This is a genomic window from Aeromonas allosaccharophila, assembly GCF_000819685.1.
Taxonomy (GTDB): Bacteria; Pseudomonadota; Gammaproteobacteria; order Enterobacterales; family Aeromonadaceae; genus Aeromonas; species Aeromonas allosaccharophila.
The window spans coordinates 104,169-124,286 of the sequence record NZ_CDBR01000062.1; the positions used below are offsets into that span (position 1 = coordinate 104,169).

Genomic DNA, 20,118 nt, shown 5'->3' on the forward strand with positions numbered 1-20,118 from the left:
GGGAGCCTCATCAGCGGGATTGCCCTGAAATCAAGCTGTCACAAACTTGGCACGATACTGGCTTATGTGAATGTGACGACGCATTCACCCAGAGAGTTTTAACACCGGAGGTTACTTAGCATGTCAGCCCAGAACGTATTGGCCCTGATCCAGGAACACGAAGTCAAGTTTGTTGATCTGCGCTTTACCGACACCAAGGGTAAAGAGCAGCATGTATCCATCCCTGCTCACCAGGTTGATGAAGATTTCTTCGAAGACGGCAAGATGTTTGATGGTTCCTCCATCGGCGGCTGGAAAGGCATCAACGAATCCGACATGGTACTGATGCCGGACGCAGCCTCCGCCAAGCTGGACCCGTTCACCGAAGAGACCACGCTGAACATCGTTTGTGACGTGCTGGAACCGGCCACCATGCAGGGCTACGACCGCGATCCGCGCTCCATTGCCAAGCGTGCAGAAGATTTCCTGAAGTCCAGCGGCATCGCTGACACCGTGCTGTTCGGGCCGGAGCCGGAATTCTTCATGTTCGACAACATCACTTTCTCCAACACCATGGGCCACAGCTTCGTGAAAATCGAATCTGAAGAAGCCGCATGGAACTCCGGCACTGCCTATGAGCATGGCAACAAGGGTCACCGTCCGTTCGTGAAAGGCGGTTACTTCCCGGTTGCACCGGTCGACTCCTCCCAGGATATCCGCGCCGCCATGTGTCTGGTGCTGGAAGAGATGGGCCAGGTTGTTGAAGCTCACCACCACGAAGTAGCCACTGCCGGTCAGAACGAGATCGCCACCCGCTTTAACACTCTTACGCTGAAAGCTGACGAAGTGCAGGTGCTGAAGTACGTGATCCACAACGTGGCCCACGCCTACAACAAGACCGTCACCTTCATGCCGAAACCCATGTTCGGTGACAACGGCTCCGGCATGCACTGCCACCAGTCTCTGGCCAAGAACGGCGTCAACCTGTTCGCTGGCGACCTGTACGGCGGCCTGTCCGAGATGGCTCTGCACTACATCGGCGGTATCATCAAGCACGCCAAGGCCATCAACGCCTTTGCCAACCCGACCACCAACTCCTACAAGCGTCTGGTTCCGGGTTATGAAGCACCGGTCATGCTGGCCTACTCTGCCCGCAACCGCTCTGCCTCCATCCGTATCCCGGTGGTACCGAGCCCGAAAGCCCGTCGTATTGAAGTGCGCTTCCCGGATCCGGCTGCCAACCCGTACCTGGCCTTTGCAGCCCAGCTGATGGCCGGTCTGGACGGTATCATCAACAAGATCCATCCGGGCGATGCCATGGACAAGAACTTGTATGACCTGCCACCGGAAGAAGCCGCAGAAGTGCCGACCGTTGCCGGTTCTCTGGACGAAGCACTGTCCGCGCTGGATGCAGACCGCGAGTTCCTGACCCGTGGTGGCGTGTTCAGCGATGACTTCATCAACTCCTACCTGGAACTGAAACAGCAGGATGTTGACCGTGTGCGCATGACCCCGCACCCGCTGGAGTTCGAACTGTACTACTCCGTCTAAGTCAGAACAGGCTGCCCATTTAAATCCGGTCAGCTTGCTTAATCGTGACAAAACCCGCCATCTGGCGGGTTTTTTCTCTGATAGGATTAAGAAAATGACCGTCAAGGAGAGATGGATGAACAACAAGCATGTTTTAGGGGTGCTCACCCTGCTGTTACTGACCTCGTTCGGGGCGGATGCGGCCAAGGTCTACTCCTGGGTCGATGGCAATGGCATCACCCACTACACGGATGCACCACCGCCAAACAAGAGTGCCAAAGAGGTCGATCTGCGGGTTGCCCCGCTGCTGGGCAGCAGCACGCCCAGATCGGTGCAAGTGGACAACTTCAACAGCCTGACCGGCGCCGATGCCAAGAAGGAAAAAGAAGCAGCCAAGCTGGCCATCGAACTGCTCTCGCCGGAACAGGGCAGCACGCTGCGCGACAACACCGGCAACATCGTCTTTCAGGGCAATATCAGTCCGAAACCACCGACCCAGTATGATGTGCGCCTGATCCTGGATGGCCAACCCGCCCCCATCGTCAACAACAGCCTGTCGATCCGCGTCGAGAACGTTGATCGCGGCGCCCACGAGGCTCAGCTCGAGCTGCTCGCCAAAGACGGTACGATCCTTGCTAAATCCAGTGCAGTCACCTTTTACCTGCATAGAGCGAGCGTGACGCCGGCTCCCAAACCCACCCCCAAAGCCGACTAGGGGTGATATAACGTACCGATGCGGGTAAACTCTATGCACCATATCGGTGCATAACAGGTGTGTAGCACCGTTTTAGGGAGAAACCTGTGCCAACCCGCTCGGACAACGCCAAAACACTCTTGGATAATTTGCTGACCGCCGTGATCCTGATGGATGAGCGGCTCTGCATCCAGTTCGTCAACCCGGCGGCTGAACAGCTGCTCTCCCTCAGCGAACGCAGGCTGATCGGCATTGAACTGCCCCATCTGCTGGAACATATCTCCCTCGACCTGCAACGACTGAAACATTGCCTCGTTTCAGGGCAAGGCTTTACCGACAGCGAAGTGACCCTGGTGGTGGAGGGAGAACCGCGACTGGTGGAGCTGAGCGCCACCCCGATGGCCGACCACGAACAGCGTCTGCTGGTAGTGGAGCTGCGCAAGATCGACCAGCAGAAGAAGATCAGCCAGGAGCAGCAGCAACATGCCCAGCAGCTGGCGGCCAAGGAGCTGGTGCGCGGCTTGGCCCACGAAATCAAGAATCCCCTCGGCGGCCTGCGTGGCGCGGCCCAGCTGCTGCAAAAAGAGCTGCCGGACCCTGCCCTGCGCGAATATACCGGCATCATCATCGAACAGGCCGACCGGCTGCGGGTGCTGGTCGATCGGCTGCTCGGCCCCCAGCGCCCCGGCCGCCACCAGATGCACAATGTCCATTCTGTGCTGGAGCAGGTACGCCGACTGGTGGAGCTGGAGCTGCCACCTTCGGTGCGCATCGAACGGGATTACGATCCCAGCATCCCCGAATTCGAGATGGAGCCGGATCAGCTGCAGCAGGCGTTTCTCAACATAGTGCGCAACGCCGCCGAAGCGCTGGGCGATCAGACCGGGCTTATCCGCATCAAGACCCGCACCGCGTTCCAGATCACCATCCACGGTCAGCGCTACCGGCTGGCGGCGGAGATCAAGATCATCGACAACGGCCCCGGCATTCCCGATGCCATCCGCGACACCCTGTTCTACCCGATGATCACCGGCAAGGAGGGAGGCACAGGGCTCGGCCTCTCCATCGCCCAGAACCTGATCGACCAGCACAAGGGGCGGATTGACTGCATCAGCTGGCCGGGCCACACCGAATTCACCATTTTTCTACCGCTTCGCAAGTAAGGGAACCCCATGACCGCCAAAGTGTGGATCGTCGATGACGACAGTTCTATCCGCTGGGTGCTGGAGCGCACTCTCGGCAGCGAAGGCTTCAACTGCGAGAGCTTTGCCGATGGCGAAGCGCTGCTGCACGCCCTTGAGCTGCGCTCGCCCGATGTGATCCTCTCCGATATCCGGATGCCCGGCATCGACGGACTGAGCCTGCTGGAGCAGATCCACCGCCGTCAGGCCGATCTGCCCATCATCATCATGACCGCCCACTCGGATCTCGACAGCGCGGTCAACGCCTACCAGCGCGGTGCCTTCGAGTACCTGCCCAAGCCGTTCGATATCGACGAGGCGGTGACCCTGGTGCGCCGCGCCGAGAATCACCTCAAGGAGCAGCGCACCAAGCGCAAGTCTCGCCAGCAAGAGGCGACAGCCACTCCGGAGATCATCGGTGAGGCACCGGCGATGCAGGAGGTGTTCCGCGCCATCGGCCGCCTGTCGCGCTCCAGCATTTCGGTGCTGATCAACGGCCAGAGCGGTACCGGCAAGGAGCTGGTCGCCCACGCGCTGCACAAGCACAGCCCGCGCGCCCACAAGAACTTCATCGCCCTCAACATGGCGGCTATTCCGAAAGATCTCATCGAATCCGAGCTGTTCGGTCACGAGAAGGGGGCCTTCACCGGTGCCAACAACATCCGCCACGGCCGCTTCGAACAGGCCGACGGCGGCACCCTGTTTCTCGACGAGATCGGCGACATGCCGCTGGATGTGCAGACCCGGCTGTTGCGGGTGCTGGCCGATGGCCAATTCTACCGGGTCGGCGGCCACCAGCCGGTGCAGGTGGATGTGCGGATCATCGCCGCCACCCACCAGAATCTGGAGAAACGGGTCGCCGATGGCGAGTTTCGCGAAGATCTGTTCCACCGCCTCAACGTCATCCGCATCCACATCCCCGCCCTCAAGGAGCGCCGAGAGGATATCCCCCAACTGGCCCGCCACTTCCTGCTGCGTGCCGCCAAGGAGCTGAACGTCGAGGCCAAGAGCCTGCACCCGGATACCCAGGCCTATATCAGCCGCCTGCCCTGGCCGGGCAACGTGCGCCAGCTGGAGAACGTTTGCCGCTGGCTCACCGTGATGGCCTCGGGGCAAGAGGTGTTGGTCGGCGATCTGCCTGCCGAGCTGCTCACCCCCATCACCAACAGTGCCGAACCGGGCCAACCGGCGATGCCCGGCTGCTGGCAGCAGCAGTTGCAGGAGTGGGTGGCCAGCAAGTTGGCGCTGGGGGAGATCGATATCCTGGCCGATGCCATGCCCCAGTTCGAGCGGATCATGCTGGAGACGGCGCTGGAACACACCCACGGCCACAAACAGGAAGCGGCGCGCCTGCTGGGTTGGGGTCGCAACACCCTGACCCGCAAGCTGAAGGAACTCGATCTCTCCTGAGTCCCGGGGAAAAACGATTCCCATCACGCCCTGACAAATCACCGCCCGCCAGAACCCCGTTTAACCATAAACGGGGTATCTTTTTTGAAAGCCCCGCCTAGAATGGCAGGCTTTCAAACCTGACTCGACGAGGGCGCCAACCATGATTGACAGATCTCTCCCCCTGACCGACCTGCACCGCCATCTGGACGGCAACATCCGCCCGCAAACCATCCTCGAGCTGGGTCGCCAACACAATATCCAGCTGCCCGCCTTCGAGCTGGAAGCGCTGCGCCCCCACGTGCAGATCGTCGAGAACGAACCGAGTCTGGTTGCCTTCCTGAAGAAACTGGACTGGGGTGTGGCGGTGCTGGCCGACTACGACGCCTGCCGCCGGGTCGCCTACGAAAACGTGGAAGATCTGCTGCGCGCCGGTATCGACTATGCCGAGCTGCGTTTCAGCCCGGCCTACATGGCGATGGCCCACAAGCTGCACCCGCAGGGCGTAGTGGAAGCCATCATCGACGGCGTGGCCGCTGGCAGCCGCGACTTCGGCATCAAGACCAATCTGATCGGCATCATGAGCCGCACCTTCGGCACCGAGCAGTGCAATCAGGAGCTGGCCGCCTGTCTGGCTCACCGCGACAAGCTGGTGGCCATCGATCTGGCCGGTGACGAGCTGGGCTTCCCGGGCACCCTCTTTACCGACCACTTCCGCAAGGTGCGCGATGCGGGCCTGCGCGTCACGGTGCACGCCGGTGAAGCCGCTGGCCCCGAGAGCATGTGGCAGGCCATTCGCGAGCTGGGCGCCGAACGTATCGGCCACGGCGTCAAAGCGATTCAGGATCCGGCCCTGATGGCCTATCTGGCCGAACACCGCATCGGCATCGAATCCTGTCTCACCTCCAACGTCCAGACCACCACAGTAGCGAGCCTGACCGAACACCCGATCCGCCAGTTCCTGGCCGCCGGTGTGCTGGCCTGCCTCAACACCGACGATCCGGCAGTGGAAGGGATCGACCTGCCCCACGAATATGAGGTGGCCGCTCCGGCCGCTGGCATGACGGCGAGCGAGATCCGCACCGCCCAGCAGAACGGCCTGACCCTGGCCTTCCTGAGCGATAGCGAGAAAGCCGAGCTGAGCGCCCGCGCTGCCAGCCGCTGATCCACACCGGCACTGCAAATAACAACGGCCCACTTCAGTGGGCCGTTTGCTTTGCGGATTTCTGATGATGGGTAAGCACTGGGCCAGCAGGCAGATAGCAAAAGACCCAAACAGTGTTTGGGTCTTTTGTTGATGTCGGTGCAGGTAAAAACTACTCCTGCTCCTTGTCACGCTCCAGTGCCCGCTCCACCAGCGGCTCTGGCAGGCTCTTGGTCACCTCCACCCCCAGCTCGCGGAAACGCTCGACCTGCGCAATCAGGTTGCCACGGCCGTTGACCAGCCGTCCCATTGCCTTGTCGTAGCTCTCCTGCGCCTTGTGCAGGCTGCCGCCCATCTGCTGCATCTCCTCGACAAACAGCCGCAGCTTTTCGTAGAGACGACCGGCCCGCTCGGCAATCTGGCGGGCATTCTGGTTCTGCCGCTCGTAGCGCCACAGGTTCTCGATGGTGCGCAGCGCCACCATCAGGTTGGTAGGGCTCACCAGCAGGATATTGTTGTCGAGGCCGTAACGCACCAGCGAGGGATCGGCCTCCATCGCGGTGAGGAAGGCGGGCTCCACCGCCACGAACATCAGCACATAGTCGAGGGTGCGCACCCCGGGCAGCTGCTGGTAATCCTTGCGGCCCAGCTCGCGGATATGGTTGCGCACCGAGGCGACGTGCTCTTTCAGCGCCACCGCCTTCTCCAGCTCGTCATCGGCGTTGTACCAGCGCTCGTAGGCGGTCAGCGACACCTTGGCGTCGATGATGATGTCTTTTTCCTGCGGCAGGTGGACGATGACATCGGGCTGGTAGCGCTTGCCCTTCTCCACCTCGATATTGACCTGGGTGTGGTACTCGTGGCCCTCGCGCAGGCCACATTCGCTGAGGATCCGCGCCAGCACCACCTCACCCCAGTTGCCCTGCTGCTTGCTGTCACCCTTGAGGGCGCGGGTCAGTGCCGCCGCCTCTTCGGTCATGCGGGCATTGAGCTCGGCGAGGCGCTCCAGCTCGAACTTGAGGCTGTGGCGTTGGGCCGTCTCCTGGGCGTGGGTCTCACCCACCTGACGGCGGAAGCCCTCGAGCTGCTCTTTGAGTGGTGTGAGCAGCAGATCGAGGCTGTTCTGGTTCAATTCGCGGAAGTTGCCGGAGTTTTGCTCGAAGATCCGGTTGGCGAGGTTCTCGAACTGCTGGCTGAGACGCTGTTCCGCCTCCTGCTGCAGTTGCAGCTTCTCGGCGGCAGCCAACCGCTCGCTGCGCAGGGTCGCTTCCGCATCCTTGAGGCGGGCGGTGAGCTTGATGAGCAGGGTCTGCTGCTGATCCAGCTTCTGCTGGCCCTGCATCCGCTCATCCTGCAACTCGTCGAAGCGATCCTGTAGCGCCTGATAACGCTCCTGCCCCAGCATCAGCTCCTGAGCCTGCGCCGTGGCGGCACTCCGCCCGATCAGCCAGCCAAGTCCGAGGGCCAGCACGGCGGCGGGCAACAAGATCCCCCAGAGCCCGGGGTCGATCATTTGCGGCTCCGCTGACGCAGGAACAGTTCGAGATAGCGGTTAACCAGAATCCAGATCACCACGTAGATGAGGTAGGCGGCCAGCACCACCCACTTGTGGGTGTTGACGCCGGTATCGAGCTCGGCGAACTCGATATCCTTGATGCGGCAGTAGGCCCACATCAGCAGGGGAAAGACATAGAGCAGGGACGCACGCCAGAGAAATAGCCACATATGTTTTCATTCAACCACGTAAAAAGACCCGCCTAGCTTACACAAGGGCAACTGCGCTTGCGATCCTGACGGCCGCTATTCTCTGGCCTGCTTCCCGAAACTTCGATAAAATTAACCCCTAATAGGTATCAGGGGCGAGCATGACTCACTATTTCCTCCGTTGGCTGACACAAGGTTGGCAAGCTTCCCGCAAGCCCGCCGTGGTTTGCCATGAAGCGCGCCCGCCATGGGCCATCGAGGAGTCCCAGTACCTCTCCCTCTGCACCCGCTGTGGCGAGTGTTTCAAGGCCTGCCCGCGCGGTCTGCTCAAACCGGCCACCCAGGAGGAGTACGAGGGGAGCCCGATCGCCGGCACCCCGGTGCTCGATCTCGCCTGCGGCCAGTGCAGCTACTGCGGCAGCTGCGCCAGAGCCTGTCCCACCGGCGCCCTCGACCTGCAACTGGGCCGTCAGGTGCAGACCCGGGTGCAGATTGAGGAGAGCTGTCAGGCACGGCAGGGCTTCTACTGCCTGCTCTGTGAAGATGCCTGCCCCCAGCAGGCGATCAAGGCCACCGCCGACGGCATCAACGTCAATATGGATGCCTGCAATGGCTGCGGTGCCTGCGGCCTCGCCTGCCTGCACGGCGCCATCACCCTGATCCGCCAGCCGGGCAGTCGTTAAAAACCACCTGCGTACAAAAGCAAAAGGGGCCATCAGGCCCCTTTCACATCTTGTTCGTTATGCCGCGCCCTGTCAGGCCATGGTCACAATCGTCTCTTGCTCGATACCCAGCAGGTGGCAGAGACGGTTGGGATCGCGCACCGCATCGGCCAGGGTGTACTCGCCCAGCACTTCGAGGAAGGCGTTCATAGCGCGGCGCAGGATGCCCTGAATACGGCAGCCGCCGGAGAGACGGCAGTTCTCGCGCTTGCAATCGACCGGACAGAGCACATGCTCCATGTCCATCACCACATCCCGCAAATTGATGGAGACCGCCGAGCGACCGAGGCGGATGCCACCGTGCTTGCCGCGTACCGTCTCGATGTACCCCTTGATGCCAAGCTGGTGCACAATTTTGACCACATGGTTGCGAGAGATGCCGAAGGTATCGGCCACTTCGGTAATGGTCGACAGACGATCCCCCGGCTGAACCGCCAGGAAGGTCAGGGTACGCAGGGCGTAGTCGGTAAATCGTGTCAGTTGCATGGTCGCACTTGCCTCTTACTACAAGCCAGGAATCAGGACGACAACATTGAGCTAAGAGGCAGGAGACAACCGGTTTGCCTCTGTTTGCCCATTGGTTCGCCAGAGGGGAGGCCTGTCTCTTAATCTGAGTTGCGGAGTGACAGGTTAAGAGCAGCACAACCGGGTGTCGATGAAGATGCACATAAATCGACACTTTCTTTGATTGATCGCAAACTTGCCGGGTTAGCCCGGCGTTTACCCGCTTTATGGCGGGTAAATCTCCCGAATAGTCCCCCTCACCAAGCCCCTTCGACCAGCCGCCATATGGCCCGCGAACCGCCCCTGAATCGACCGGCAGAGTGATGGTTCAGTGGGGCTGTTTCAGCCAGTTTTTCAGCGCAACCGAGGGGATGGAGCTCTCGGAGGCGACGGCAAACGCGCCCCAGTCCACCGCGCACTGCAACGCATCCTTGATCGCCATGCCTCGAGCCAGCCCGTGAATGAGGCCGCCAGCGAAGGCATCCCCCGCCCCCGTGGTATCGACTACCGAGACGGGCCGGGCAGCGACCCGGATCTGCTCCTCACCGTGGATGGCAACCGCCCCCGCCTTGCCTTCGGTCAGCACCAGCCATTCGAGCTGCTCCCCCGCCAGCTGGCGGGCATGTTGCCAGGGGTCGCTCACCTCGCCGAGATCGGAGCGGGAGGCCACCAGCACATGGCAGGGGCGGCGCGCCTGCCCCCCTTTAGGATACTGGGCCACCACGAAACTCTTGCCGAGCATCTGGCGCATGTAGCTGATGATGGCGGTGCCGGGATAGTTCACATAGAGGCAATCCACCCCCTCCAGCGGCAGATCGCCGGGCAGATCGGGACGCCGCGGGCGGCGCAGTATGGTGCGCTCGCCGGTGGAGTCCACCAGGATCAGCAGCTCGCCGGTCTCGCCGCCAAAGCGCTCCACATGGCTGCAATCCAGCCCGTAACCGGCCGCCTGCTCCAGCAGCCAGTCGCCGGTCTCATCCAGCCCGATACGGGAGGCAATGGTCACCTCGTGACCCGCCCATACCAGCCCGATGCCGGTGTTGGCGGCGCCGCCTCCCAGCCTGCGCCCCTGATCCACATATTGCAGCCGGGCCCCTGCTACCAGCGGTTCGGAGAGGGAGAGCACATGATCACAGTTGAGATTGGCAAGCAGCAGAATGCGGGACATAGAGACCTCGAACGATGGAGATAGCCCAAAAGAGACAGGCTGAACCCCGAGTAGAGCCCAGCCTGACAGAAGAGACAACCGGCAGCGATCTGGAATCCGATCGGGATCAATAGATGGGCAGCTCCACCCCGGCCAGCAGCTCGTCGATACGCGCCTGACTCGGCTGCTGCATCACGCTCTGGATCACCTCTTTGGTGAGGTGGGGCGAGAAGGAGCTGATGAAGTCATACATGTAGTTCTGCAGCAGGATGCTCTTGCTGAAACAGATCTGCGCCGGGCAGGGCTTGAACAGGTGCTCCAGATTGATGGAGACCAGCCCGGGGGCATCGGTGTCATTGGCCACCAGCGAGGAGATGATGCCGATGCCAAAGCCCAGCTCCACGTAGCGCTTGATCACCCCGGCATCCATCACCGTCATGTAGTAGCTCGGAGTGAGACCAGCCGCTTGAAACACCTCGTCCTGCACCTGACGGCCAGTGGCGCCACTCTCGTAGCTGAGGATCGGGTAGTGGCAGAGCTGCTCCAGCGTCGGCTTCTTCACCTTGGCCAGCGGGTGATCCTGCGGCACCACCAGCGAGAGGGTCCAGAGGTAGGCGGGCAGCGCAATCAGCTCCTTGTCGAAGCCAATCTCGTGGGCAACGATGGAGAAATCGGAGTAACCCTTGCTGATCTGCTCCTTGCTCGCCGACATCACCGGATGGAGGTGGAACGAGATCTTGGGATACTTCTTGGTGAAGTAGGTGACCGACTTGGGCAGCAGGTAGCGGGCGATGGTGTGGGTGGTGTGAATATTGAGGGTGCCCACGGTCGGATCCAGATATTCGCGTGAGATCGCCTTGATCTTGCTCTCGATATTGAGCATCGCCTCGGCACACTTGATGATCTCTTCCCCCACCGGCGTGATGCGGTGCAGGTGCTTGCCACGGCGCTCGAAGATCCGCACCCCCAGCTCGCTCTCCAGCAGGCCGATCTGTTTGCTGACCCCCGGCTGACTGGTGAAGAGCGCATCGGAAGCCACGGACACATTGAGGTTGTGGTCCCGGATCGCGATCAAATACTTCAATTGCTGTAGTTTCAAGGCGTCACACTCTCACACTGGTTTGGCTCAGACAGGTTTGGCTCAGGCCGGGACGGCAATCAAGCCAGACAAACAGGCCGCCACATGGGCGGCCAGTGTACCATCCGATCCCGACATCTCAGCGCTTGATCCTTCATTTTGCTACAAAATCTAGCATCCGAAGGGGTGGCTGACAAACCGGGCTCAGGCCGCGCCAGCCCGCAGCGGCAGGATCCCCAGAAACTGCAGCAGCCACTGCATCATGGTCGCCGAATCCACCTCCCCCTCCAGCGAGGAGAGGCTGCTCTGGTAGCGCTCGTCGGGCAACAGGCCACGGCGCCGCTCGATCAGCGCCCGGTTGTACTCCACCGAGAACTCCGGATGCCCCTGAATGGCGACGATGTGATCCCCCTGCAAAAACATGAAGTTGGGACAAAAATCATTGCCCGCCAGCCGGGTCGCCCCCGGCGGCAGCAGGGCCACCTGATCCTGATGGCTGGCCAGAATGCGGATCTGATCTCGCGCCGGCGCCATCCAGGGCGCATCCGCCAGCATAGGGTGAACCGCCACCCCCAGCCCCCACCCCTTGGTGGACTTCACCACCTCTCCACCCAGTGCCTGGGCGATCACCTGATGACCGAAGCAGACACCGGCCAGCTTGACGTCGGCATCGTGCGCCTGGCGGATCCACGCCCGCAACGCCTGAATCCAGGGGATATCGCTGTAAGCATCGTGGCGCGAGCCGGTGATAAGCCAGGCATCGCACTCGTGCAGATCCTCCGGCAATTCCCCATCAAGAGCCGACCAGACCCGAAATTCCAGTTCGGGGGCCAGGGCCGCGAAGCCCCTGATAAACATCTCGGAGTAAACGGGGCCAAAACGATCCGCCAGATCGGGATCGAGCCGGTCACAATCGAGAATTCCCAATCGCATCTGTTGTTCCTTTACAGAGTTCGCCCCCGCCAATCAGCGACCGGCGGGGGCAAAAGGTTAGGCCATGAACACGCGCCAGCGCGTCACTTCATGGTCGGCATGGAGAACTCGGCGCCACTGCGCAGGCTCTGGGGCCAGCGCGCCGTCACCGTCTTCATCCGGGTATAGAAGCGAACCCCGTCCGGCCCGTGCATGTTGAGCGGCCCGAAGATGGAGCGCTTCCAGCCACCAAAGCTGTGAAACGCCATCGGCACCGGAATGGGGACGTTCACCCCTACCATACCGACCTGTACCCGCGCCGTGAAGTCCCGTGCGGTGTCGCCGTCACAGGTAAAGATGGCGGTGCCGTTGCCGTACTCGTGTTCGTTGATGAGCCGCAGCGCCGTCTCGTAGTCAGGCACCCGCACGATGGAGAGCACAGGGCCGAAGATCTCCTCGCGGTAGATACGCATCTCGGGCGTCACCTCGTCAAACAGGCAGCCACCGATAAAGTAACCCTCCTCGTGGTTCAGCGTGCGGCCATCGACCCGCAGCGCGGCCCCTTCGGCCACCCCCTGATCCACATAACCGCGCACCTTGGCCAGATGCTCCCGGCTGATCAGCGGCCCCATCTCGTTCTCCGGGCTCTGGCCCAGCCCCGGGCCGACCCGCAGTTTTTCCACCAGCGGCGTCAGTTTGGCCACCAGCGCATCGGCGGTCTCGTCCCCCACCACCACGGCTACCGAAATGGCCATGCAGCGCTCGCCAGCCGCCCCATAAGCGGCCCCCATCAGGGCGGAGACCGCCTGATCGAGATCCGCATCCGGCATCACCACCATATGGTTCTTGGCGCCGCCCAGCGCCTGTACCCGCTTGCCGTGGGCAGAGGCGGTGGCATAGATGTACTGGGCGATGGGAGTCGAGCCGACAAACGACACGGCACCGACCCGCGGATCGGTCAGCAACACGTCCACCACCTCTTTATCACCGTTCACCACGTTGAGCACCCCGTCCGGCAGACCGGCCTCCTTAAGCAGCTCGGCCATCCGCAGCGAGAGGGAGGGATCCTTCTCGGAGGGTTTGAGGATAAAGGTGTTGCCGCAGGCAATGGCGACCGGGAACATCCAGAGCGGCACCATGGCCGGGAAGTTGAACGGGGTGATACCGGCGCAAACCCCAACCGGCTGCATCATGGAGTAGCTGTCCACCCCGCGGCCGACGTTGAGGGAGTGCTCCCCCTTGAGCAGATGGGGAATGCCGCAGGCAAACTCCACCACTTCCAGCCCGCGGGTCAGCTCACCCTGCGCATCGGAGAAGACCTTGCCGTGCTCGCGGCTGATGAGCTGAGCCAGCTCGTCCCTGTGCTGCTCCATCAACTCCTTGAAGCGGAAAAAGACCCGGGCCCGCACCAGCGGCGGGGTTTGCGACCAGTCGGCAAAGGCGCGCTCGGCAATGGCGATCGCCTCCTGACACTCGGCGGCGCTCGACAGCCCGACGCACCCCTGCTGCTTGCCGCAGGCGGGATTGAAGATGGCCCCCTGGCGCTCGCTGCGACTCTCCTGCAGCTGGCCGTTGATGAAGTTGCTGACCCTGTATGTCATGTATCCTCCGTGATAACTGATGTGGTAATTGCGCTGAGCAAAACAACGCAAGGCCCCGCCAGTGCGGGGCCATCAAATGGATTAGGGTTGTGCCTGCAACACATCCTGCAGCAGGGTGAAGAGATCGTCGATCTGGCTGCGCTCGATGATGAGGGGCGGCGACAGGGCGATGATGTCGCCGGTCACCCGGATCAGTGCCCCCTTCTCGAAGCAGCGAACAAATACCTCATAGGCGCGCTTGCCCGGCGCATCCGGCATGGATTCCAGTTCGATACCCGCCACCAGTCCGTAGTTGCGCACATCCTTCACATGCTTGCAGCCCTTCAGCGAATGGGCCGCCTCCTCCCAGTAGCCCGCCAGATCGGCGGCGCGGCTGAGCAGGTTCTCGTTGCGATAGATCTCGAGGGTCGCGAGACCTGCGGCCGCCGCCACCGGATGGCCGGAGTAGGTGTAGCCGTGGAACAGCTCGATGGCCCCTTTGCCTGCCACCATCATGTCGTCATAAATGTGCTTCTGCACCAGCACCGCCCCCATGGGGATGGCGCCGTTGGTGAGCCCCTTGGCGCAGGTGATCATGTCGGGGATGACATCGAACTCCTGTGCCGCAAAGGGGGAGCCGAGGCGACCGAAACCGGTGATCACCTCGTCAAAAATCAGCAGGATGCCGTGTTTGGTACAGATCTCCCGCAACCGCTTGAGGTAGCCTTTGGGGGGCATCAGCACGCCGGTACTGCCAGCGATGGGCTCGACGATCACCGCCGCGATATTGCTGGCATCGTGCAGAAAGACGATCTTCTCCAGCTCGTCGGCCAGCGCCACATCCTCCTCAGGCAACCCCTTGGTGAAGGCATTCTTGGCGATGTTGAGGGTATGGGGCAGGTGATCCACCCCGGTCAGCAGGGAGCCGAACCACTTGCGGTTGCCGGGAATCCCCCCCACCGAGATGCCGCCAAAGCCGACCCCGTGATAGCCACGCTCGCGGCCAATCAGCCGGGTACGGGTGCCCTGACCGCGAGCCCGCTGCCAGGCCAGCGCGATTTTCAGCGCGGTATCGACCGACTCGGAACCGGAGTTGGTATAGAAGACGTGGCCAAACCCCTTGGGTGCAATCTCCACCAGCCGGTTGGCCAGTTCGAACGGCAGGGGGTGGCCCATCTGGAATGTGGGGGCGAAATCGAGATGGGAAATCTGCTGGGAGACCGCCTCGGCAATCTCGCGCCGACCATGGCCCGCGTTGCAACACCAGAGTCCGGCTGTGCCATCCAGTATCTTGCGGCCATCCTCTGAGTGATAATACATCCCCTCTGCCGACTTCAGGATGCGCGGCGCCGCCTTGAACTGCTGGTTGGCGGTGAACGGCATCCAGAACGCGGACATGTCGGAGGGCGTATTGATGTCGCTGATCGGTTTCATGGTCACCTCATCCTTAAGGTGTTTAGCAACTATCGGCTGATGCCTATTAAATTAAACACCTGAATCCATAAAAAAGGGCTCGATATTGCCCTGTCTGGTGCCACCCCTAGCTAGATGCATCAACAGGGTGGTATAAGATATTTAACACAATTTTAATAATAGTAAACAGTCAAGGAGTGTCTATAGATGGATATCGGTCACCGCCTCAAGGCGGTTCGCACCAAGGCAGCCCTCTCCCAGCGCGAGCTGGCCAAGCGCTCCGGTGTGACCAACGGATTTATCTCCCAGATCGAGAAAAATCAGGTGAGCCCCTCTGTCGCCTCCCTGCGCAAGGTGCTGGAAGGCATCCCCATGTCGCTGGCCAGCTTCTTCACCGAAGAGACCGAAATGGGCACCGAAGTGATCTTCCGCGCTGCGGATATGCCGGATCTCGGCACTCACCCCATCAGCTACCGGCTGGTCGGGCATAGCCGTGCCAACCGCGCCATCGGCATGTTGCAGGAGGTGCTGCCACCGGGCGCCGACACCGGCGACGACATGCTGAGCCACGAGGGTGAAGAGTGCGGCATTGTCATCAAGGGCGAAGTCGAAGTGACCGTGGGCGAGCAGATCTACCTGCTGGGCGCAGGGGATGGCTACTACTTTGACAGCCGCACCCCCCACCGTTTTCGCAATAGCGGCGAGCAGGAGTGCGTGCTGATTTCGGCCAACACCCCCGCCAGTTTCTGACATTCAGACGCGCGTCGGCAGGGGGGCAATGTTTAATGAATTGTTACAAGATGGATTTACAAGCGGCAGGATGTTTAGCATATTGATACGCGGAAACTGACTTTTGCCGGTTCAAGGAGTGAACATGAGTGACCTGACCCTGGCCCAGTGGCAACACAAGGCCTCCCATCTGACCCTGCCCTCGCAAGCCTTTATCAACGGCAGCTATCGGGATGCCGTCAATGGCGCCACCTTCGACTGCATCAACCCGGCCAACGGCAAGCTGCTGACCAGGGTGGCGGCCTGCGATGCTGCCGATGCCGAACTGGCGGTGCAGGCCGCCCGTGCCGCTTTCGAGGACAAACGCTGGTGCGGGCTGGCCCCGAAACAGCGCAAGCAGATCATGCAGCGTTTCGCCGAGCTGATGCGCCTCAACAAGGTGGAGCTGGCGCTGCTGGAGTCGCTGGATATGGGCAAACCCATCGGCGATGCCATGGGCTATGATGCCCCCGCCGCCGCCAACTGCATCGCCTGGAACGCCGAAGCGATCGACAAGATCTACGATCAGGTCGCGCCGGTGGAAGAATCCGCTCTGGCGCTGGTGACCCGCGAAGCGCTCGGGGTGGTTGCCGCCATCGTGCCGTGGAACTTCCCGCTGGTGATGGCCTGCTGGAAGCTGGGCCCGGCGCTCGCTACCGGCAACTCGGTCATTCTCAAGCCTTCCGAAAAATCCCCCCTAACCGCCCTGCGCATCGCGGGTCTGGCCAAGGAGGCGGGCATTCCGGACGGTGTGTTCAACGTGCTGCCGGGCTTTGGCCACACCGTGGGCGAGGCGCTGGCCATGCACATGGATGTGGACTGCATCACCTTCACCGGCTCCACCAAGATTGGCAAGCATCTGGTGCAGTGCTCCGGCAAGTCCAACCTCAAGCGCGCCTTTATGGAGTGCGGCGGCAAGAGCCCCAACATCATACTGGCCGATGCGCCGGATCTGGACGCCGCGGCCAAGAGCGCCGCTGGCGCCATCTTCTACAACCAGGGCGAGGTGTGTACCGCCGCCTCTCGCCTGCTGGTGCAAAACAGCATAAAGCCGCAGTTTATGGAACGGCTGCTGGCCCACGCCCGCGAGTGGATCTCGGCCAACCCGCTCGACCCTGCCACCCGCATCGGCGCCATGGTCGATGGCATCCAGATGGAGCAGGTGCTGCGCTATGTCGAGATTGGCAAGCAGGAGGGGGCAAAGCTGCTGCTTGGCGGCAACCGCACCAATACGGAGAGCGGCGGCTTCTATATCGAACCCACCATCTTCGACGACGTGACCCCCGAGATGCGCATCTTCCGCGAAGAGATCTTCGGCCCTGTGCTGGCGGTGACCGGCTTCGATACCCTGGAAGAGGCCATTGCCCTTGGCAACGACACCGACTACGGGCTGGCGGCGGCGATCTGGACAGCGGATCTCAACAAGGCGGTGAAGGGTTCCCGCGCCCTGCGCGCCGGTACAGTGTTCGTCAACAACTGGGATGGCGGCGACATGACGATGCCATTCGGCGGCTTCAAGCAATCCGGCAACGGCCGCGACAAGTCACTGCATGCGCTGGAGAAGTACACCGAGCTGAAAAGCACCTGGATCCAGCTGGAGTAACGCCATAAAGCAGCACTACCGGATCAAAAAGGGGGAGAAATCCCCCTTTTGCATTTTTGGCCTTCCATCACCGGCCCCAATCCTTATAATGACAAAAAAGCCAACATGTTAAATATAAAGACAAAAATGCTATTTTTTCTGGGAAGCGTACTTTTTCTGGTGATCGGTTTGCCCCTGCTGTTCTTCGTGCTGGGGCACGGCGAGGCCTACGTGACCTGGGGCCCCTGGATCTCCGCCATCGCCCTGATGTTGTGGCTGTTGATGGATGTCGACAAGATCCGCCGCGGTAAAGGCTGACCGGCCAGCCACTCGCTTCCTTCCCTCAAACTTCGTTTATTCGCTTCTTTCCCCGCAAAAGGATCGCTACACTGATTTTTTGCGATGTTTTCCCGCATCCAACGCTTCAGTAAAGGTCATCCGCATGCCGCAACAGATCCAGCGTCAGGGCGTCATCTACGCCCTGTGCGCCTATACCCTTTGGGGCATAGCCCCCATCTATTTCAAGACCATCTCTGCCGTCCCGGCCGCCGAGATCCTGACCCACCGGATGATCTGGTCCTGCGTGCTGCTGATGGTGCTGACACTGGCAGGCCGTCAGTGGCACAAGGTGCAAGCGGTGCTGCGCCAGCCCAAAGTGCTGCTCACCCTGGCGTTTACCTCGGTCACCGTCGGCGGCAACTGGCTGCTGTTCATCTGGGCCATCAACAACGGCCACATGCTGGATGCGAGCCTCGGCTACTACATCAACCCGCTGTTCAACGTGCTGCTGGGGATGGTGTTTCTGAGCGAGAAGCTGCGCCGCCTGCAGTGGTGGGCGGTGGCGCTGGCCTTTGCCGGGGTGGCGATCCAGCTTATCGCCTTTGGCTCCTTGCCCTGGATTGCGCTGGTGCTGGCATCGAGCTTCGCCATCTATGGTCTGGTGCGCAAAAAGCTGGCCCTCGATGCCCTCACCGGTCTGCTGATCGAAACCATGATCATGCTGCCGCCAGCGGCCATCTATCTGTGGGGCTTTGCCGACAGTCCGACCAGCCATCTCACCCAGAACGACTGGCACCTCAACCTGCTGCTGATCGCCGCAGGTGCCGTCACCACGGCCCCCCTGCTCTGCTTCACCGCCGCCGCGACCCGGCTCAAGCTCTCCACCCTGGGCTTCTTCCAGTACATTGGCCCCAGCATGATGTTCATCCTCGCCGTCACCCTCTATGGCGAGGAGCTGGCGATGGACAAGCTGCTCACCTTCGCCTGCATCTGGAGTGCGCTGGTGCTGTTCAGTCTCGATGGTTTGCGCAGCGGCAGAGCCGCGCCAAGCCGGACCTGACACCTCCCCAGCCCCCCTCGACCCCGGCTCATCAGCCGGGGTTCTTTTTTGTGCCACCCGCCCCTTCCTGACAGCGACCACCCATGCCGAAGAGGCGACCATGGTCGCCCAGCACGCCCGCATCCTGACCAGGCAGACTCGTCACTTCCATCTCGACACCCCCCGCCACTGATCCGGGGCGCTGACGGGCGTCAGCGCCGCCATTTTCCTCTGCGTTGGCAAAATGGGTAGCATTGGACTCCATGAGGGAATAGGATCCGCCCCTCTAAAAAACCAACTGCAAGGATCAACTGACATGACTCGAAAATGGTCGCTCCCCATCGTGGCAATCGCGGGGGGAGCGTTACTCTGGCTTGGCAACACCTTTGGTATGAAATGGGCTCTGATGGCCCTGATCGGATTCGGCTTCGGCGTCACCCTCTCCTTCAGCCGCTTCGGCATCGTCTTCGGTTGGCGCGAAATGCTGACCAAGCGCAACAGTTACTATGTGCGGGTTCACCTGCTCACCATCGCCATCGAAATTCTGCTGTTCACCACCTTCCTCTCTTTTAGCCACGCCCTGTTTGGCGATGCCATGGTGGGTAACGTGATGGCTATCGGCATTCCCTTCATCGTCGGTGCCTTCCTGTTCGGCATCGGCATGCAGCTGGCAGGCGTCTGTGCCACCGGCACTCTTTATTGCTGCGGCGAGGGACAACCCCGCTTCTGGCTGGTACTGATCTGCTACGGCATCGGCACCCTTATCAGCAACCAGTTCCGCCCCGAACTGGAGGCCACCTTCTCCAGCCATGTGGTGCTGGCCAAGGATTTGACCGGCAATATCTGGAGCGGCATGCTGCTCAACCTGGCGCTGGTCGCCGCGCTGTTCCTGCTGTTTCGCAACAGCGAACTCAAGCGTACCGGCGAGCTCAAGCCCCTCTTCAGCGGCGGCAATCTGTTCTGGCGCGATGGCCGATTCACCGTGCTGACCGGCGGCATCATCATCGCCATACTCAACTCCACTGTCGTCGCTCTGCACGGCTCGGCCTGGACCATCACCGGCGCCGTCTATGACATGGCGCTGCGCGGCGCCTCTCTGTTCGGCCTGTTCGAGGGGAACCCGAAACTGGCCCAGCCGCTCTTTATCAACCCCATGGTAGGCATGTTCTGGCTCGGTATTCTGGGGGCCATGCTGGCGCGCTGCCTGAGCGGTGGCGGCAACTTCGCCCCGATGCGGATCGGCAACAGTCTGGCCTCCATCCTCGGCGGCCTGTTGATGGGGATGGGCGCCATGTACGCCGCCTGCAACCTCGGCGGCTTCTTCGATGGCACCGCCTCTGGCAGCCTGCACGGCTGGGTCTGGATGTTGATGGCCCTCGCTGGCAGCTTGATCGGCATTCGCCTGCGCCCGCTGTTCGGGCTCTGAGGCTCAACATCGTAAACACCCCATAAGAAAGGCTATGTCCCAATTAC

General features: G+C 61.4%; 20 protein-coding genes. 11 read left to right on the forward strand and 9 right to left on the reverse strand.

The genetic code is table 11. From position 1 onward, the window contains the following. The first annotated feature begins 120 nt into the window (after positions 1 to 120). From glnA to add, 5 genes are all read left to right on the forward strand, one after another. Positions 121 to 1,530, forward strand: coding sequence for a glutamate--ammonia ligase (gene glnA / locus BN1115_RS12065; RefSeq protein ID WP_033135368.1), 1,410 nt, complete (start codon positions 121 to 123; stop codon positions 1,528 to 1,530). A gap of 115 nt (positions 1,531 to 1,645) precedes the next feature. Next, complete coding sequence (locus BN1115_RS12070; protein ID WP_042657334.1) at positions 1,646 to 2,224, forward strand: DUF4124 domain-containing protein; 579 nt, start codon at positions 1,646 to 1,648, stop codon at positions 2,222 to 2,224. Positions 2,225 to 2,310: 86 nt separating this feature from the next. Next, complete coding sequence (gene glnL, locus BN1115_RS12075) at positions 2,311 to 3,366, forward strand: nitrogen regulation protein NR(II) (protein WP_040070099.1); 1,056 nt, start codon at positions 2,311 to 2,313, stop codon at positions 3,364 to 3,366. A 9-nt stretch (positions 3,367 to 3,375) separates the two neighbouring features. Beyond that, positions 3,376 to 4,794 (forward strand): nitrogen regulation protein NR(I), encoded by a 1,419-nt coding sequence (gene glnG / locus BN1115_RS12080; protein ID WP_042062424.1) that lies wholly within the window; start codon positions 3,376 to 3,378, stop codon positions 4,792 to 4,794. Positions 4,795 to 4,936: 142 nt separating this feature from the next. Then, positions 4,937 to 5,938, forward strand: a complete 1,002-nt coding sequence (add, locus tag BN1115_RS12085) for an adenosine deaminase (RefSeq protein WP_042657335.1) — start codon at positions 4,937 to 4,939, stop codon at positions 5,936 to 5,938. Positions 5,939 to 6,089: 151 nt separating this feature from the next. Here the strand turns inward: add and rmuC are convergent, their stop codons facing one another. Both rmuC and BN1115_RS12095 read right to left on the reverse strand, forming a co-directional pair. Continuing rightward, the gene (gene rmuC, locus BN1115_RS12090) at positions 6,090 to 7,430 is read right to left on the reverse strand and encodes a DNA recombination protein RmuC (RefSeq protein ID WP_042657336.1); all 1,341 of its coding nucleotides are present in this window, start codon (positions 7,428 to 7,430) and stop codon (positions 6,090 to 6,092) included. Then, on the reverse strand, positions 7,427 to 7,642 hold the full coding sequence (locus BN1115_RS12095) for a hypothetical protein (RefSeq protein ID WP_021231493.1): 216 nt from the start codon (positions 7,640 to 7,642) through the stop codon (positions 7,427 to 7,429). Before BN1115_RS12095 ends, rmuC begins: the two co-directional genes overlap by 4 nt. Positions 7,643 to 7,782: 140 nt before the next feature. Between BN1115_RS12095 and BN1115_RS12100 the strand changes: the two genes are divergently transcribed. Beyond that, complete coding sequence (locus tag BN1115_RS12100; RefSeq protein WP_005339657.1) at positions 7,783 to 8,304, forward strand: ferredoxin-type protein NapF; 522 nt, start codon at positions 7,783 to 7,785, stop codon at positions 8,302 to 8,304. Between the two features lie 72 nt (positions 8,305 to 8,376). On the opposite strand, the gene BN1115_RS12105 is transcribed toward BN1115_RS12100, so the two are convergent. The 6 genes from BN1115_RS12105 to aptA form a co-directional block, all read right to left on the reverse strand. After that, positions 8,377 to 8,829 (reverse strand): Rrf2 family transcriptional regulator, encoded by a 453-nt coding sequence (locus BN1115_RS12105; RefSeq protein ID WP_005339654.1) that lies wholly within the window; start codon positions 8,827 to 8,829, stop codon positions 8,377 to 8,379. A gap of 346 nt (positions 8,830 to 9,175) precedes the next feature. Further along, positions 9,176 to 10,015 carry a PfkB family carbohydrate kinase gene (locus BN1115_RS12110; protein WP_042062429.1) on the reverse strand — a complete coding sequence of 280 codons (840 nt, stop codon included), beginning with the start codon at positions 10,013 to 10,015 and terminating at the stop codon, positions 9,176 to 9,178. A 106-nt stretch (positions 10,016 to 10,121) separates the two neighbouring features. Continuing rightward, positions 10,122 to 11,093: a LysR substrate-binding domain-containing protein gene (locus BN1115_RS12115; protein WP_042062431.1), complete on the reverse strand. Its 972-nt coding sequence runs from the start codon at positions 11,091 to 11,093 to the stop codon at positions 10,122 to 10,124. 183 nt (positions 11,094 to 11,276) lie between these two features. After that, complete coding sequence (locus BN1115_RS12120) at positions 11,277 to 12,005, reverse strand: glutamine amidotransferase-related protein (RefSeq protein ID WP_042657337.1); 729 nt, start codon at positions 12,003 to 12,005, stop codon at positions 11,277 to 11,279. 83 nt (positions 12,006 to 12,088) lie between these two features. Beyond that, positions 12,089 to 13,585 (reverse strand): CoA-acylating methylmalonate-semialdehyde dehydrogenase, encoded by a 1,497-nt coding sequence (locus BN1115_RS12125; protein WP_042657338.1) that lies wholly within the window; start codon positions 13,583 to 13,585, stop codon positions 12,089 to 12,091. Between the two features lie 81 nt (positions 13,586 to 13,666). Beyond that, the gene (gene aptA, locus BN1115_RS12130; RefSeq protein WP_042657339.1) at positions 13,667 to 14,998 is read right to left on the reverse strand and encodes an omega-aminotransferase AptA; all 1,332 of its coding nucleotides are present in this window, start codon (positions 14,996 to 14,998) and stop codon (positions 13,667 to 13,669) included. A gap of 186 nt (positions 14,999 to 15,184) precedes the next feature. Between aptA and BN1115_RS12135 the strand changes: the two genes are divergently transcribed. The 4 genes from BN1115_RS12135 to rarD all read left to right on the forward strand — a co-directional run bounded on the left by BN1115_RS12135 (position 15,185) and on the right by rarD (position 18,666). Further along, on the forward strand, positions 15,185 to 15,727 hold the full coding sequence (locus BN1115_RS12135) for a cupin domain-containing protein (RefSeq protein ID WP_005339643.1): 543 nt from the start codon (positions 15,185 to 15,187) through the stop codon (positions 15,725 to 15,727). Between the two features lie 124 nt (positions 15,728 to 15,851). Then, on the forward strand, positions 15,852 to 17,348 hold the full coding sequence (locus BN1115_RS12140) for an aldehyde dehydrogenase (protein ID WP_042657340.1): 1,497 nt from the start codon (positions 15,852 to 15,854) through the stop codon (positions 17,346 to 17,348). Positions 17,349 to 17,474: 126 nt separating this feature from the next. Beyond that, positions 17,475 to 17,645, forward strand: coding sequence for a hypothetical protein (locus tag BN1115_RS22265; RefSeq protein ID WP_005341999.1), 171 nt, complete (start codon positions 17,475 to 17,477; stop codon positions 17,643 to 17,645). A gap of 124 nt (positions 17,646 to 17,769) precedes the next feature. Next, a complete protein-coding gene (gene rarD, locus BN1115_RS12145; protein WP_042657341.1) occupies positions 17,770 to 18,666 on the forward strand; it encodes an EamA family transporter RarD in 897 nt (298 codons plus the stop codon). 31 nt (positions 18,667 to 18,697) lie between these two features. On the opposite strand, the gene BN1115_RS22270 is transcribed toward rarD, so the two are convergent. Further along, positions 18,698 to 18,910 (reverse strand): hypothetical protein, encoded by a 213-nt coding sequence (locus tag BN1115_RS22270; RefSeq protein WP_042657342.1) that lies wholly within the window; start codon positions 18,908 to 18,910, stop codon positions 18,698 to 18,700. Positions 18,911 to 18,961: 51 nt separating this feature from the next. On the opposite strand from BN1115_RS22270, the gene BN1115_RS12155 reads away from it, so the two are divergent. Further along, positions 18,962 to 20,071: a YeeE/YedE thiosulfate transporter family protein gene (locus tag BN1115_RS12155; protein WP_175566096.1), complete on the forward strand. Its 1,110-nt coding sequence runs from the start codon at positions 18,962 to 18,964 to the stop codon at positions 20,069 to 20,071. The last annotated feature ends 47 nt before the right edge of the window (positions 20,072 to 20,118 follow it).